The organism is Streptomyces sp. NPDC050842 (assembly GCF_044456565.1).
Taxonomy (GTDB): domain Bacteria; phylum Actinomycetota; class Actinomycetes; order Streptomycetales; family Streptomycetaceae; genus Streptomyces.
This window is the reverse complement of the sequence record NZ_JBITGA010000006.1, coordinates 320874-335282: the sequence shown is the minus strand read 5'-3', so window position 1 is coordinate 335282 and position 14409 is coordinate 320874. Positions and strand designations below refer to the sequence as shown.

General features: G+C 72.8%; 11 protein-coding genes. 4 read left to right on the top strand and 7 right to left on the bottom strand.

Annotation, left to right across the window (positions count from 1 at the left end; all coding sequences use genetic code 11):
* Positions 1-1320, top strand: coding sequence for an MFS transporter (locus ACIBG6_RS22280; RefSeq protein WP_399224280.1), 1320 nt, complete (start codon positions 1-3; stop codon positions 1318-1320).
* A gap of 23 nt (positions 1321-1343) precedes the next feature.
* Positions 1344-1844, top strand: a complete 501-nt coding sequence (locus tag ACIBG6_RS22275) for a hypothetical protein (protein WP_399224279.1) — start codon at positions 1344-1346, stop codon at positions 1842-1844.
* A 7-nt stretch (positions 1845-1851) separates the two neighbouring features.
* Here ACIBG6_RS22275 and ACIBG6_RS22270 read toward each other — a convergent pair whose 3' ends face one another.
* The 5 genes from ACIBG6_RS22270 to ACIBG6_RS22250 all read right to left on the bottom strand — a co-directional run bounded on the left by ACIBG6_RS22270 (position 1852) and on the right by ACIBG6_RS22250 (position 10615).
* On the bottom strand, positions 1852-2460 hold the full coding sequence (locus tag ACIBG6_RS22270) for a flavin reductase family protein (protein ID WP_399224278.1): 609 nt from the start codon (positions 2458-2460) through the stop codon (positions 1852-1854).
* Positions 2461-2550: 90 nt separating this feature from the next.
* Positions 2551-5796: a hypothetical protein gene (locus ACIBG6_RS22265; protein WP_399224277.1), complete on the bottom strand. Its 3246-nt coding sequence runs from the start codon at positions 5794-5796 to the stop codon at positions 2551-2553.
* Positions 5797-6239: 443 nt separating this feature from the next.
* A complete protein-coding gene (locus tag ACIBG6_RS22260; RefSeq protein WP_399224276.1) occupies positions 6240-7028 on the bottom strand; it encodes an enoyl-CoA hydratase/isomerase family protein in 789 nt (262 codons plus the stop codon).
* Between the two features lie 9 nt (positions 7029-7037).
* A complete protein-coding gene (locus ACIBG6_RS22255) occupies positions 7038-9260 on the bottom strand; it encodes an acetate--CoA ligase family protein (protein ID WP_399224275.1) in 2223 nt (740 codons plus the stop codon).
* Between the two features lie 191 nt (positions 9261-9451).
* Positions 9452-10615 carry a flavin-containing monooxygenase gene (locus ACIBG6_RS22250; protein ID WP_399224274.1) on the bottom strand — a complete coding sequence of 388 codons (1164 nt, stop codon included), beginning with the start codon at positions 10613-10615 and terminating at the stop codon, positions 9452-9454.
* Between the two features lie 172 nt (positions 10616-10787).
* Here ACIBG6_RS22250 and ACIBG6_RS22245 point away from each other — a divergent pair, with 172 nt between their 5' ends.
* Both ACIBG6_RS22245 and ACIBG6_RS22240 read left to right on the top strand, forming a co-directional pair.
* Positions 10788-11237 (top strand): DoxX family membrane protein, encoded by a 450-nt coding sequence (locus ACIBG6_RS22245; RefSeq protein ID WP_399224273.1) that lies wholly within the window; start codon positions 10788-10790, stop codon positions 11235-11237.
* Positions 11237-11635 carry a Zn-ribbon domain-containing OB-fold protein gene (locus ACIBG6_RS22240; protein ID WP_399224272.1) on the top strand — a complete coding sequence of 133 codons (399 nt, stop codon included), beginning with the start codon at positions 11237-11239 and terminating at the stop codon, positions 11633-11635. The genes ACIBG6_RS22245 and ACIBG6_RS22240 overlap by 1 nt, the downstream gene beginning before the upstream one ends.
* Before the next feature lie 8 nt (positions 11636-11643).
* Here ACIBG6_RS22240 and ACIBG6_RS22235 read toward each other — a convergent pair whose 3' ends face one another.
* A complete protein-coding gene (locus ACIBG6_RS22235; protein ID WP_399224271.1) occupies positions 11644-13629 on the bottom strand; it encodes a protein kinase in 1986 nt (661 codons plus the stop codon).
* Positions 13630-13773: 144 nt separating this feature from the next.
* The gene (locus ACIBG6_RS22230) at positions 13774-14394 is read right to left on the bottom strand and encodes a hypothetical protein (protein WP_399224270.1); all 621 of its coding nucleotides are present in this window, start codon (positions 14392-14394) and stop codon (positions 13774-13776) included.
* Positions 14395-14409 lie beyond the last annotated feature (15 nt).

Sequence of the window (14409 nt, the reverse complement as noted above, 5' to 3'; positions counted from 1 at the left end):
ATGGCCCAGACAACCGAGAGCGCCGCTTCCGCGCCCGCGCCCCCGACTCCCTCATCGCCCCGCCGCACGCCCCGCGTCCACCGGGCCTGGTTCGTCGCGGCGGTCACCTTCGTCACGATCATCGGCGCGGCGGCCTTCGCCTCACTCCCGGGGCTGCTGATCGAGCCGCTGCACGAGGAGTTCGACTGGTCGCGCGGCACGATCGGCTTCGCCGTCTCGGTCAACCTCGCCCTCTACGGGCTCACGGCCCCCTTCGCCGCCGCGCTCATGGACCGCTTCGGCATCCGCCGGGTCGTCGCCGTCGCGCTGACGATCATCTCCGTCGGCTCGCTCCTCACCGTGTGGATGACGGCCGCCTGGCAGCTCGTCCTCTTCTGGGGCGTGCTCGTCGGCCTCGGCAGCGGCTCCATGGCGCTCGCGTTCGCCGCGACCGTCACCAACCGCTGGTTCGTCGCCCGCCGCGGCCTGGTCACCGGCATCCTCACCGCCGCCGGCGCCTCCGGACAGCTCGTCTTCCTGCCCCTCCTCTCCTGGCTGGTCGAGGACCACGGCTGGCGCCCCGCCGCGGTCACCGTGTCGCTCGCCGCCCTCGCGGTCGTCCCCTTCGTCTGGCTGCTGCTCCGCGACCACCCGGCGGACACGGGCCTCGCCCCGTACGGCGGCGAGTACGCCGAGAAGCCCGCCCCCGTCACGGGAGCCGCGCGCCGGGCCGTCACCGTCCTCCTCAAGGCGGCCCGCACGGGCCCCTTCTGGCTGCTCGCCGGCACCTTCGCGATCTGCGGCGCCTCCACGAACGGCCTGGTCAAGACCCACTTCGTGCCCGCCGCCCACGACCACGGGATGCCCGTCACGGCGGCCGCCGGACTGCTCGCGGTCATCGGCGTCTTCGACGTCGTCGGCACGATCGCCTCGGGCTGGTTCACCGACCGCTTCGAGGCCCGCCGCCTGCTCGCCGTCTACTACGCGCTCCGCGGCATCTCCCTCCTCTTCCTGCCGATACTGCTCGCGCCCACCGTGAACCCGCCGATGCTGTTCTTCATCGTCTTCTACGGCCTGGACTGGGTGGCCACGGTCCCGCCGACGATCGCGCTCTGCCGCGAGCACTACGGCGAGGACTCGGCGATCGTCTTCGGCTGGGTCCTCGCCTCCCACCAGGTCGGCGCGGCCGTCGTCGCCTTCGCGGGCGGTGTCGCCCGGGACGTCTTCGGCAGGTACGACCTCGTCTGGTACGCGTCGGGCGCGCTCTGCGCGGCGGCGGCGCTGATGGCCCTGGTCATCCGCCGACCCCGGACGAAGACGCCGTCCCTGGCGGGAGCATGATGACCGCCAGGGGGTGATCGCACATGAGCGGTCCTGAGCTGGGGCGTACGTACGCGCGGATGATGCGCGTCTCGACACTGGCGCTGCTGCTGGAGGCCGGGGTGGCCCTGGCGGTGCTGATGACGGTCGGCCTGTCGATGGAGCCGGAGTCCCCGGACGACGTCGGCGGCAGCCCGCTGCTCCTGCTGTACCTGCCGTTCCTCGCGGTGTTCGGCGTACTGGGGGCGGCCGCGGTCTCCGCCGTGCTCGTCCTGCCCGGAGTGCTGCTCGGCGAGGACCTGGGCCGCAGGTTCGGCGCCGCCCCGGTCTGGTGGCAACTGTCCCTGGCGGGCCTCGCCGGAGCCCTCCTCGCACCGCTCGCGGGCGTGCGGGGGTGGGTGGTGGCCTGGGCGTTCCTGGCCGTGGCGGTGCTGCTCACCCGGCGGGCGAGGCAGGGCTACTTCGTCTCGCTGCTGGTGTGGGGCTCGCTCGCCGTGGTGAGCGTCTTCATGGCGGGCGGGATAGCCCTGTACGCGCAGGACTAGGGGGTGTCTAGGCGCTGAACGACCCGAACCGCCCCCGATGGAACAGCAGCGGAGCCCCGTCCTCCGCGGCCCCCAGGGAGTCGACCCGACCGACCACGATCAGATGGTCGCCGCCGGTGTGGACGGCGGTGATCGTGCAGTCGATCCAGGCGGGCGAGCCGGCGAGGCGCGGCGACCCGGTCGCCGGCGCCGGATCCCAGTCGACCCCCGCGAACTTGTCGGCCCCGCTCACCGCGAACGACCGGCAGAGCGGGCCCTGCTCAGCCCCGAGGATGTTGACGCAGAAGGTGCCGGCGTCCGCGATCCGGGGCCAGGTCGTCGACGTACGGGCGACCATGAAGGCGACCAGGGGCGGGTCGAGGGAGAGCGAGGCGAACGACTGGCAGGCGAAGCCCGCCGGGCCGTCGGCGTCGAGGGCCGTGACGATCGTGACCCCGCTCGCGAAGTGACCGAGGACGCGGCGGAATTCGGCCGGGTCGACGGGCGGTCGCTCGTCCTCCCGTACCGCGCGCAGTACCGGCCGTGGCAGTGGTTCGACGGCCGTGGGCGAACCGGCCGCTCTCAGGTGTCGGACGGCGGTGGCCGCCATCCCGGCGTGTCCCATCACGCCACCCATTGAAGCTGACGGTTCGTCAGATAGGAAGCCCCTCGGGGCGACGGCCGTCCGCCGCCCCGAGGGGCTTCCTTCACTCGTGCCTCGCGAGGATCAGCCGACGACCGCCGCGGTCGCCCGGGTCCACGCGACACCGGAGGAGTGACCGGTCCGGTAGGCCGTCACCCGCACGGTGATCTTCGTCCCGCGCTGCGCCGTCGTCAGCGTGAACCAGGCCTTCGCCGCTCCGCTGATCGCCCGCCCGTTCGCGTACCACTGGTAGGCGTACGAGGTCGGCGCGGGCGTCCACGTCCCCCGGTTCAGGGTGAGCGTCCGCCCGACCCGGACCGTGCCCGTGGTGTACGGAGCGGAGGTCGCCTTCGGCGCGAGACCGGTGGCGACGGTGTACCCGGCGGTGGTGGAGACCCCGCTGAGGTGCCCGGTCCGGTGGGCGGTCACGGTCACGGTCAGCTTCTTGCCGACGACGGCCGCGACGGGGGTGTAGGCCGACCCGGTGGCCCCGGAGATCGCGACGCCGTTGGCCCGCCACTGGTAGGCGTACGAGGTCGGCGCGGGCGACCAGGTGCCGACGACGGCGGTGACCTTGCTGCCGACGCGGGTGGTGCCGGTGAAGTACGGGACCTTGGTGGGCTTGGGGGCGACGCCCTTCGCGAGCACCGACCCGCTGACCGCGGTGAGCGTCGGGTGCCCGGTCTTCCGCGCGACCACGGCCACCGACAGCTGCTTGCCCTGGACGGCGGAGGGGATCGTGTACGTGGAGGCCGTGGCCCCCGCGATTGCGACCCCGTTCGCCCGCCACTGGTACGCGAGCGAGTCCACCGGCAGCGACCACGACCCGGGCTTCGCCGTCACCTTCGCGCCGACGATCGCGCTGCCGGAGAACGTGGGGGCGGCGGTGTTGCGGAGGGCGGCGACGACGGTGACGGCGTTGCTGTCCTGGGAGTGCGAGTAGCGCGTGTACACCCTCGTCATGAGCGGGCCCAGCGGGGCGTCCGTCAGGTCGATGGAGACCGTCATGCTCCGCCGGTCGGGAGCGACGGTGGTCGCGGTCGACAGAGCCCGGTAGTCCGAGCCCGACTGGATCAGGAACACCTGGTCCTTGTCGTGCAGCGCGGTGCCGGTGACCTTCATCGTGATCTTGCCCTTGCCGACCGTGGCGGGGCCGACACTGCCGACGGTCCACGCATCGGGCCCGCACAGGCTGGAGCCGCCGCACCTGCCCTCGACGCGCAGCGCCGTGGCGGCCTGGGCCGGGGTCTCCGGCAGTCCGACCACCAGGGTGCTCGTCTGGGCCACCCGCTCGAACTCCTCGGTCTGCAGGCGGCACGTGTAGGAGTAGCCATCAGGGCCGTAGGTCTGGTGGCAGCCGTCCTTCAGGGGGGATCCGTAGTACAGCTTCGGGGTCGGTATCTGCGCGACGGTCCCCGTGGGCGAGAGCTTCAGGTCGAAGCTGTCGCGCGTCGCCGTCGGCAGCACCGCGCACATCGCCGTCTTCTGCTCCGACAGGGTGGAGACCAGCGGCCCGTAGCCGTAGCTGACGTTCGGCACCTTGACGCACTCGGGCGCGGGTCCGGCGGCTGTGCCGATCCGCAGGGCGTCGAGGCGGTAGGCGGGCGCGGCGGTCTCACCCTCCCGGACGACGACGAGAGCCTGGTAGCGCGTGGAGCCCGTGACCGCGCAGCCGTTGGTGAAGTAGCCGCAGTGGGCCACGCCGTCCGCGTCGTACACGGCGAACCGTGCGGAGCTCCGCGCGTCACGCGCGTTCAGGTGCAGGGTGTCCCGCGCGTCCGCCGTCGTCACCTGGTGGCACAGGAAGGTCCCCGGCTTCGCCGGGACGCCGCCGGTGGACGGGCCGCCGACGGCGACGGCCGGGGTGGTGACACAGCCGCGTGCTGTGGCGGTGACGTCCCGGCGAGTGAGCGCGAACTCGGCGGGCTGGTCATGGCCCTGGACCAGGACGGTGTGCGCGAGACCGGGCGTCAGGACGCACGTGGTCCACGTGTTGTAGTAGGTGCTGACCGAGCAGACGTCCTTGCCGGTCGCGTCGAGGATGCCGACCTCCGCGCCCGGGGTGCCCGAGATCTTCTGGATCTGCGTGAGCTCGCGCGCCGAGTGACCGGCGGCCGGGATGGTCAGACAGTCGGCGAAGACACCCGCACCGGTCCGCACGGTCATCCGCGTCGGGTTCGTGGTGAAGTCGCCGGCCAGGAAGGTCCGGCAGGCGCTCGGGGCGTCCGTGCGGTGGACGACGAGACGGTACGCGTCGGACGGGGCGTCCAGGGAGATCTTGGACGCCAGCAGGCGGTACGGGGCGGTGCCGCCCAGCTCGCAGGGGCCCATGATGAGGCTGTCGGAGCAGAAGGCTGTGCCGGTCGCGTCGAGGACGGTGAAAGCAGCGGCACGGTCGGTCAGGACGGCGATGTGGGCGTCCTGAGGAACCGGCAGGTGCAGGCAGTCCACCGCAGCGCGTGCGTCGAACGTCCCCTGGTGGGTGGCCGCGAGCGTGACATCGCTGTCGCAGCCCTCCGTGGAGGCGCGGTCGAGGATGCGTACGGCCTTGTCGGTGACGAGGGTGTACGGGACGCCCGCGGTGAGCGCGCAGTTCTGCCCGCCCTCGCAGACGGTGGTGCCGTCCGGGGCGTACACCTCGATGCCGCCGACGGATGTGCCCGGGCTCACCCCGTACACGTCGAAGCGGCCGGTCGAGGCCGGGGTGAACGTCCTGCACCCTGTTCCCGGGGTGGCCTCGGCGGGAGCGGAGCCGTAAGCGGTCACGCTCACGGGGGCACAGCCAACCGGGTCCGACAGGCGGCGGACCGTGAGCGTGTACGGGGAGGAGGTGCCTCCCTCGGTGTCCCCCACGACAGCGAGGACGCGGTAGCCGCCAGCGCTCTCCGGCAGGACGCAGCCGTCGCTGTCGTCGGCGTTGGAGTAGGCGCAGATGCGCTTGCCGGTGTCGTCGGTGATCCATGAGGAGACCGCGCCGTAGTCGCCGCGCCGGGCGTCGGCGGTGATCCGCTCACCCGGGGAAGCGGTGAAGGAGTGGCAGACGACGCCCGTCGGGCCGAGCCCCTCCCCGGTCGCCGGGGCCGCGTCGTAGCCGGTGCCGGGTACGGCCGGGCAGCCGGGAGCGGCCATCAGCGGAACGAGCGAGACGCTGCTCTCGATGGGGTCCCAGTGGCTGTTGTAGAGCTTGAGCGTGTACGTCCCGGCGGCGAGCTCGCACCAGGTGTCCCGGTAGGCGTAGGCCTCGCAGTCGACCCGGGTCTCGCCCGAATGCAGCGACGGGTACTCGTACTGCCCGGCGATGAGCATCCGGTGCAGACCCGGCTTCTCCACGGTGACCGAGAAGCAGGTGGTCTCACCCCCCCCTCGACCGTGAAGGCGCCGACCGTGTCGCCCGGGGCGCTGAGCGGGGTGAGTGGCAGGTCGGGACAGGGAGTGGCGGTGGGCTCCACGGACGGTGTGGGTATCGCATCGTCCATGGGCGTGGGTACGGACGGTGTCGGTATCGGATCGTCGGCAGGCGCCGGCTCCATGCTCGGCGTGGGCGCCGGTACCGCCGAGGCGGCCGATGGCGTCGGCGTCGCTGCCAGAGCAGTACCCGCCGGGATCGCGGAACCCATAAGGGCCGTCAGCAGAGCAGGGACGAGCAGCAGTGTTCTCGCGGATCTTCTGGATCTCCCGCGCGAACGCGCGAAGTTCGGCATTCCGTTCCCCCCGGAGCGGCAGTGTGTGGCATATGCGCGACACACCATAGGGCCCCGGTACGACAGCTTCCGCTACCGCCCCTCGTACCGTGCCTCCCGCCGCTCCACGAAGCTCGCCACCCCCTCCTGCGCGTCCCGGGTCGTCATGTTGAGCTCCTGGGCCGTCGCCTCCGTCGCGAAGGCCGTCGTTCGGTCCGTGTCCAGGGACGCGTTGACCAGTTGCTTCGTCAGGGCGAGGGCCCGCGTCGGGCCCTGGGCCAGGCGTTCCGCCCATGCGCGGGCCGTCTTCTCCAGGTCCTCCGCCGGGACGACCCGGTTCACCAGGCCCATCTCCTTCGCCTCCGCCGCCGGCACCGCGTCGCCGAAGAACATCAGCTCCTTCGCCCGCTGCGGCCCGATCAGCCGGGGGAGGAGATACGCGCCCCCTCCGTCCGGGACGAGTCCCCGGCGTACGAACACCTCGATGAAGCGCGCCGAGTCCGCCGCGAGCACCAGGTCGCACGCGAAGGCGAGGTGCGCCCCGATCCCCGCCGCCGTGCCGTTCACCGCCGCGATCACCGGCTTCTCGCAGTCCAGTACGGACCCGATGAACCGTTGCGCCCCGAGCCGGATCATCCGGGACACGTCTCCGACCACCCGGTCACCGGACGAGGACGGCGACCCCCGCAGGTCCGCGCCCGCGCAGAAGCCCCGGCCCGTCGCCGTGACGACCACCGCCCGGACGTCCGGGTCGGCGGAGGCCGACGCCAGCAGGGCGATGATCCGCTCCCGCTGGTCCCAGGTGACCGCGTTCATCGCCTCGGGGCGGTTGAGCGTGATCCAGGAGACGCCGTTCTCGACGACGTGGAGAAGGTCCGGCACGGCAGGCTCCTATCGGCAGACCGCGAGCGCGTCCAGGGCCACCGCCCCCTGCCCGCGCGGCAGCACCATCAGCGGGTTGATGTCCAGTTCGGCGAGGTCGCCGTCGAGTTCGAGGGCCATCCGCTGCACCCGCAGCACCACCTCGACGAGCGCGTCGACGTCGGCCGGCGGGGCGCCCCGTACACCCTCCAGGAGCGCCCGGCCGCGCAGCTCGGCGAGCATGGAGCGGGCCTCCTGCTCGCCGAACGGCGGGACGCGGACGGCCGTGTCGTTCAGGACCTCGACCAGGACCCCGCCGAGGCCGACGGTGACGGTCGGGCCGAAGAGGTCGTCGCGGGTCACGCCCACCACCATCTCGACCCCGCGCCCGACCATCTGGCAGACGAGGATGCCGTCGAGGTCGATCGACTCGTACCGGGCGATGTCGGTGAGTTCGCGGTACGCGTCCCGGACCTGGCTGGCCGAGGTGAGTCCGACCTTCACCAGGCCCAGCTCCGTCTTGTGGGCGAGCTGCGCGCCCGACGCCTTCATCACGACCGGGTAGCCGACGAGCCCCGCGGCCCGGACGGCCGCCGCCGCGCTCGTGACGAGCTGCTCGCGCGGCACCCGTATCCCGTACGCCCGCAGCAGCTGCTTCGCCGCGTGCTCGCTGAGCCGCCGGCCGGGCCGCATGAGGGCCTGGGCCTTGCGGAAGGAGGGGGAGGGGGTGCGGGGGGCCTCGTCGAGGGGGGAGCGGTAGCCGGTGGTGAAGCGGTGGTGGTCGAGGTAGGCCTTCACGGCCCCGATGCAGTTGCCGAAGGTACGGAAGGTGGCGACGCGCGAGGAGCCGAGGAGCGTCGTGCGGTAGGCGTCCTCCGTCCCCACCGGTGAGCCCCAGACCACGCACACCAGTTTGTCCGTCGCCTCGGCGGCGTCGACGAGGTCCTGCGCGAGCTTGTCGCTCATGGGCGGGAAGGGGCCGGTGATGGGACAGATGAGGACGCCGACGGAGGGGTCGGCGAGGATCGCGTCGATGATCTTCCGGCCGCGCCAGTCGCCCACCGGGTGCCCGCCGTTGTCGACGGGGTTGGAGACGCTCAGGTACTCCGGGATCCACTGGTGCAGTTCGTCCTGCTTGACCTGGGGGAGGGCGGGGAGTTCGAGTCCCGCCGCCGTGGCCAGGTCGGCGAAGTGGGCTCCCGTACCGCCGGAGATCGAGTAGACGACGACGCCGTCGGCCTGCGGCCTGCGGGCGCGGGCGAGCAGGGTCGCGGTGTCCTGGAGCTGGTCGAGCCCGTCGACCCGGATCACCCCGTACTGGCGCATGGCCGCGTCGACGACCTGATCGGCGCCGGTCAGCTTGCCGGTGTGGGAGGCGGCGGTGCGGGCCCCGGTCTCGGTGCGGCCGACCTTCACGGCGACCACGGGGACGCCCTCGCGCGCGGCCCGGTCGGCGGCGAGGAGGAAGGAGCGGCCGTCCTTGAGCCCCTCGACGTAGCAGGCGATGGCCCCGACCTCGGGCAGTCCGGCGAAGTACGAGATGAAGTCGGAGGTCTCCAGGTCGGCTTCGTTGCCGGTGGGGGCCCAGTGGGAGAGCCGGACGCCCAGCTCCTGGAGGGTGAAGACGGGCCGCCCCTGGTGGCCGGACTGGGTGATGAGGGCGACGGCGGGGCCTTCGAGGTCGTCGCGGAAGCGCTCGAAGGCGTTGAGGTTGGTGTTGGGGCCGAGGAGCCGGATGCCCGAGCGGCGTACGGCGGCGGCGAGCCGCTCCTGCGCGGCGGCGCCCGCCTCGCCGGTCTCGGCGAAACCGGAGGCGAACGCGACCGCGAACTTCACCTTGGTGTCGGCGAGTTCCTCGATGACGGGGAGCGGGTCGGCGACGAGGAGGACGGCGAGGTCGACGGGCTCGGTGAGCGCGCCGACGGACGGGACGCAGTCGATCCCGAAGACGCTCGTACGGGTCGGGTGCACGGGCACGAGCCGGGCGCCGACCCGCTCGGCCCAGGCGAGCAGCTGCCGGGTGATCCCGGTGTTGGGACGGCCCTCGGCGTCGGAGGCGCCGACGACGGCGACGGACCCGGGCCGGAAGAACCGGTCGAGGTCGGGCACGGGCGCGTGCAGCGGGCGCCCGCTGACGTCCCGGTCGCCGGGGGCGACGGTGACGCCGTGCACGACGGCGGTGGGCGCCTCCCCACAGGCGACCACGCGGGCGCGGAGATCGGTGGTGAAGGTGCCGTGAGTCGATCCAAGCATCGTTCCGCTCCACCTTCCGCCCATGACTACTGACCTGACGCCTAGTCAGATTACAGAACTGACGGCCAGTCAGGAATGGTCGTGCGGGGGTGGATGTTCGGGAAGCGGACAGGGAGGGGTTCCCGGGGGCCCGGGAAGCGCCCCCTGGCGGCTCCGGGCCCGCCCGCGGCCCGGGGTCCGGGAAGTACCCCCTAGCGGCTCCGGCTCTGCCCGCGCGCGATCCGCCGCGCGATCCTCTCCGCGTCGAGCGCCAGCTCGCGGAACATGCCGCTGATCGGATTCGTGAACCCCGTGAAGTACAGCCCCGGCGCCTCGCGCGGGCAGCGCGCCCCGTGGGTCACCGGCCGTCCCTGCTCGTCGAGCACGCCGTCCAGGTGTCCGAGGAGCGGCTCCAGGGCGCGTCGGTAGCCGGTCGCCGCGATCACCGCGTCCGGGGTGATCCGGGTGCCGTCCGCGAGGAGCACCTCGCCGCCCTCGAAGGCGTCGACGGCGGCCACGACCTCGACCTTCCCGGACCGTACGGCGTCGATCAGGCCCACGTCCTGCACCGGCACCGCGCCCTCCCGCTGCCGGGTGGCGAGCCCCTTCTCCGGTCGGGGCAGCCCGTACGCCGTCAGGTTCGGCAGGAAGCAGCGGCCCATCACCTCGCCCATCCGGTCGACCACGGCCACCGGCAGGCGCCGCACCAGGATGCCGCTGCGCTGAGCGGGCCAGCCGGCCGTCGTACGCCGCACGATGTGCGGGACGGTCCGCACCGCGAGCCGTACGCGCCCGGCGCCGCCCTCGGCGAGGTCGGCGGCGATCTCGGCCCCGGTGTTCCCGGCGCCGACGACGAGGACGTCCTTGCCCTCGTACGGACCGGGGTTGCGGTAGGCGCGGGCGTGGCTCAGTTCGCCCTCGTACGCGTCGCGGCCCGGCCACTCCGGCAGGCGCGGGGTGTGGTTGTACCCGGTGGCCACGACCACCGCGCGCCCGGTGAGCCGCCGGCCGCCGGTCGCGTGCAGGAGCCACTCCTCGCCCGCCCGCTCGATACGGAAGACCTCGACGCCCGTCACGATCTCCAGCTCGTGCTTCTCCGCGTACTTCTCCAGGTACCGCACCACGTCCGCGCGGGCGACCCAGCGGCCGAAGGAGCGGGGTATCCGCAGGCCGGGGAGGCCGGAGAGCCGCCGGGTGGTGTGGAGCCGCAGCCGGTCGTAGTGGGCCCGCCAGGAGGCGCCGACGGCGTCGGACTTCTCCAGGACGACGGCCCGGACGCCGCGCTCGCGCAGGGAGGCGGCGACGGCGAGCCCGCCGGGGCCGCCGCCGATGACGTACACCGGATGAGCGGAGGATTGCTGGGGGGTGGTGACCATGACTGCTGAGCGTAATGACGTGTACACGCAGTGGGTCTCGACGGGGGCGGATTTCGGTTGCGAATCGGTCACGCGCGCCCGCCCCTTGCGCGAGGAGCCCGCCCTGCGCTGAACTGACGGTCTAGCTGACGTACCGTCAGATTCCCGGATTCGACTCGTCGAGAGGGCGCGCATGCAGACCGTCTGGCTCACCGGCGCCGAATGGCTCGCCGTCCTCCGCATCGGCCTCGGCCTGTGGTGGCTGGAGAGCTGGCGCCACAAGGACAGGAAGGGCTGGTTCGAACGCGGCACGGGCATCGCCTGGGCCGCCGACGTCGCCGCCCACCACAAGTGGCCCCAGGTGAAGAAGGGCTTCGACACCGTCGTCGCCCCCCGCCCCAAGGTCATGGCGTACGTCGTCGTCTACGCCGAACTCGCCCTCGGCCTCGGCCTGGTCGTCGGTTTCCTCACCCCGGTCGCCCTCGTCGGCGGCCTCCTCCTCAACCTCCTCTACCTCGTCCTGATGATCCACGACTGGGCCGAGCAGGGGCAGAACGCGATGATGGCGCTGATCTCCCTGGTCGCCCTCCTCGCCATGTCCTGGCAGACCTGGTCCCTCGACTCCGCGATCGGACTCTTCTGATGACGGCCGCCGACCCCGACATCGACGCCTTCACCCGTCCGTACTGGGACGCCGCCGCCGAAGGCCGGCTGCTCCTGCGCCACTGCGCGGCCTGCGACAGGACCCACCACTACCCGCGCGAGTTCTGCCCCCACTGCTGGAGCGAGGACGTCCGCTGGGAGCCGGCGAGCGGCCGCGCCACGCTCTACACCTGGTCCGTCGTCCACCGCAACGACCTCCCGCCCTTCGGCGAGCGCGTCCCGTACGTCGCGGCCGTCGTCGACCTCGCGGAGGGCCCGCGCATGATGACGGAGGTCGTGGACGTGCCGGAGGTGGAGCTCCGCATCGGGATGGAGCTGACCGTCGCCTTCCGGGTGGAGGGGGACGTGACGGTCCCGGTCTTCACGACCGGGACCTGACGCGCGGTTCAGACGGCGGAGATGTTCCGCCAGAGGTGGCTCTTGTCGTTCGGGTTGCAGGTGTACATCATCAGGAACGGCGGGCCGGGGATCATGCAGTCGCCGCTGTTCACGTTCTTGATGGTGTGACCGGCGGACGTCTTGGTGCCGATCGTCCACGACTGGAGGCTGGAGCCGTTGCAGTCCTTGGCGGTGAAGCCGGGTGTCCCGCCCGGCTGGAGGCACAGCCCGGTCTTCTTGTTGACCAGCCGGAAGGTGCCGTTCCCCGTGGACGAGTAGGTCCAGGAGTAGGTGATGGTGCCGCTGGTGGGCGGGGTACCGCACGGGGCGGTGTTGACCATGACGCCGCCGTACCCGGGGTGGCTCTCGGACAGGCACTCTCCGCTGGAGACGTTCTCGATGGAGTACGTCCCCGAGGGCCCCGAGCCGCCGCCGGTCGACGGCGGGGGAGCGGGCTGGGTGGTCGTCCGCGAGGGCTGCGGGGCGGGCTGGGTGGTCGTGGAACCGCCACCACCGCCGCCGGGGCTGGTCGTGGTCGAGCCGCTGCCGCCCGGGTCGGTCGTCTGCGACCCGCCACCGGAACCACTCCCGGAGCCGCTTCCCGACCCGCTTCCGGAACCACTCCCGGAGCCGCTTCCCGACCCGCTTCCGGAACCGGCCCCGCCACCCGCGTCGCCGGTGCCGGGCGGTGGTGCCGCCGTGGACCCGCCCGGAGGCGCGGACGACGGACCCGAGGGGGCGGGAGCGGAGGCCGACGTCGACGCGCTCGGCTTCGCGGACGACGAGGAGGGTACGGCCGCGGGGTTGCCGGGCGCCGGTTGCGAGGCGACGGCGGAGGGCGACGAGGAGGGGCCGTCGGCCGCCGTGTCGCGGCCGACCACGTACGGGCCGAGGGCGACGGTCAGGGTGGTGCCGGTCGCCACGACGACGGGCACGGCGAGCATGACGAACCGGTTCCGCCGCGTCCGCTTCTCCGCGGTGGCGGCCCCGGTGATCGCGACGGCGTCCGGGGAGGCGGTCGCGGGCTCGTTCCCGCGCTGCGGGGTGAGCGAGGCGGTCGCGACGTCCTGGGCCGGCTCGATCCGCTCCAGCTCCGCCAGGTGCTCGGCGGTGGGCGCCCCGGCGGCGAAGGCCGCGCGCTCGCCTATGCGGGCGGCGACGGCGGCGGGCCACGCGGCCCCGGCGGCCCCTTCGTCGGCCCGGTCGACGAGCTCGGCGGCGGTCGGCCGGTCCGCCGGGTCCTTGGCGAAGCAGGTCCGGACGAGCGCGGCGAGCTCGGGGTCGGTCTCGGTGAGCTTCCCGAAGTCGGGCTCTCCGTGGACGACGCGGTAGAGGAGGTCGGGTCCGGACCCCTCGCCGAACGGGGGACGCCCGTTCGCCGCGTACAGCAACAGGCTCCCCAGCGCGAACACATCGGCTGCACCCGTGAGTCGACGGTCGGCGACGGCCTGCTCGGGAGCCATGTAGGCGGGGGTGCCGATGACCATGCCGGTCTTGGTCAGCCGGCTCTGGTCGGCGGCGCGGGCCACGCCGAAGTCGATGAGGGAGAGGCCGTCGCCGGTCAGCATGACGTTGGACGGCTTGAGGTCGCGGTGCACCATGTCGGCGCCGTGCACGACCCGCAGTCCGGCCGCCGCGTCCCGCAGGAGCCGCCACAGGGACGCCGACGGCAGCGGGCCGCCGTGCAGCCGGACGGCCTCGTTGAGGGTGATGCCCGGGATGAACTCGGTCGCGAACCACGGCGGTTTGGCCGTGCGGTCGCTCGCGAGGAGCTTCGTGTTGGCTCCGGCGGGCAGCCGGGCGAGGTTGTCGAGCTCGTGCCCGAAGTGGCTCAGGAAGTCGGTGTCCTCGGCGAGTACGGGAAGGACCCGCTTCACCGCCGCGAACTTCCCCGGCACGGCGCCGAGATAGACCCGACCCATGCCTCCGGAGCCGAGCACGCCGAGAAGCCGGAACGCCCCGATCTGGCGGGGATCTCCCGCCTCGAGTGGCATGGCTCCGCTGCCGTTCAGACTGCCCACGCCAGAGTGGTCTTCCGGTTCCCCCTGCATGGGCCACACATTAGCTGAGGGTGATTCATCTCTGTACGGAGACCAAGTGCTTCTTTCCGTACGGTGGTTGAACAGTCTCCCGGCCGGTCACCCGGCCTGGCCCGTCCGCCGGTCGCCCACTCGCTCCGCGAGGAGGGTCATCGCGCGGGACAGCTCGGACGCCGTGCCGAACGGGACGACCGCCGGAGCCCGCCCCGGGACGCGGAGCCGGACACCGCCGGTCAGCGCCACCCGGGTGCCCAGGCCGGTGAGGCCGCCCGGGCCCGGCCCCGTACCCGTACCCGGCCCCGTACCCGTACCCGGCCCCGTACCCGTACCCGTACCCGGCCCCGGCCCCGTACCCGTACCCGGCCCCGGCCCCGTACCCGGCCCCGGCTCCGGGGCCGCCGCCATGCCGATGATCAGGAACCGGCTCTGCAGCCAGCACCATCCCGGCCGGACGAAGCCGCGCAGGTGAGCGCGGAACCCGTACTTGCTGAGGGCCAGCGCCTCGACCCGGTCGCCCGCGACCCGCAGCACCCGCACCCTCCTCATGTCCGGCTGGAAGCGGCCGAACTCGCCCTCCAGGTCCGCCATCACCGCCCACACCTCCTCGAACGGGACGGGCAGCACCTCCTCGGCGATCCGCGCGCCGCGGACCCCGGCCGCCATGATGCGCAGCCGCTCCACCGGGTCGATCTCGTACGTCGTCATCTCGTGCGCAGTCATCTCGTGCGCACTCAT

Coding starts and splice junctions, on each gene's coding strand:
- ACIBG6_RS22240 (WP_399224272.1), top strand. CDS start 11,237: ATGACGGCCGCCGACCCCGACATCGACGCCTTCACCCGTCCGTACTGG.
- ACIBG6_RS22235 (WP_399224271.1), bottom strand. CDS start 13,629: ATGCCACTCGAGGCGGGAGATCCCCGCCAGATCGGGGCGTTCCGGCTT.
- ACIBG6_RS22255 (WP_399224275.1), bottom strand. CDS start 9,260: ATGCTTGGATCGACTCACGGCACCTTCACCACCGATCTCCGCGCCCGC.
- ACIBG6_RS22250 (WP_399224274.1), bottom strand. CDS start 10,615: ATGGTCACCACCCCCCAGCAATCCTCCGCTCATCCGGTGTACGTCATC.
- ACIBG6_RS22245 (WP_399224273.1), top strand. CDS start 10,788: ATGCAGACCGTCTGGCTCACCGGCGCCGAATGGCTCGCCGTCCTCCGC.
- ACIBG6_RS22230 (WP_399224270.1), bottom strand. CDS start 14,394: ATGACTGCGCACGAGATGACGACGTACGAGATCGACCCGGTGGAGCGG.
- ACIBG6_RS22280 (WP_399224280.1), top strand. CDS start 1: ATGGCCCAGACAACCGAGAGCGCCGCTTCCGCGCCCGCGCCCCCGACT.
- ACIBG6_RS22275 (WP_399224279.1), top strand. CDS start 1,344: ATGAGCGGTCCTGAGCTGGGGCGTACGTACGCGCGGATGATGCGCGTC.
- ACIBG6_RS22270 (WP_399224278.1), bottom strand. CDS start 2,460: ATGGGTGGCGTGATGGGACACGCCGGGATGGCGGCCACCGCCGTCCGA.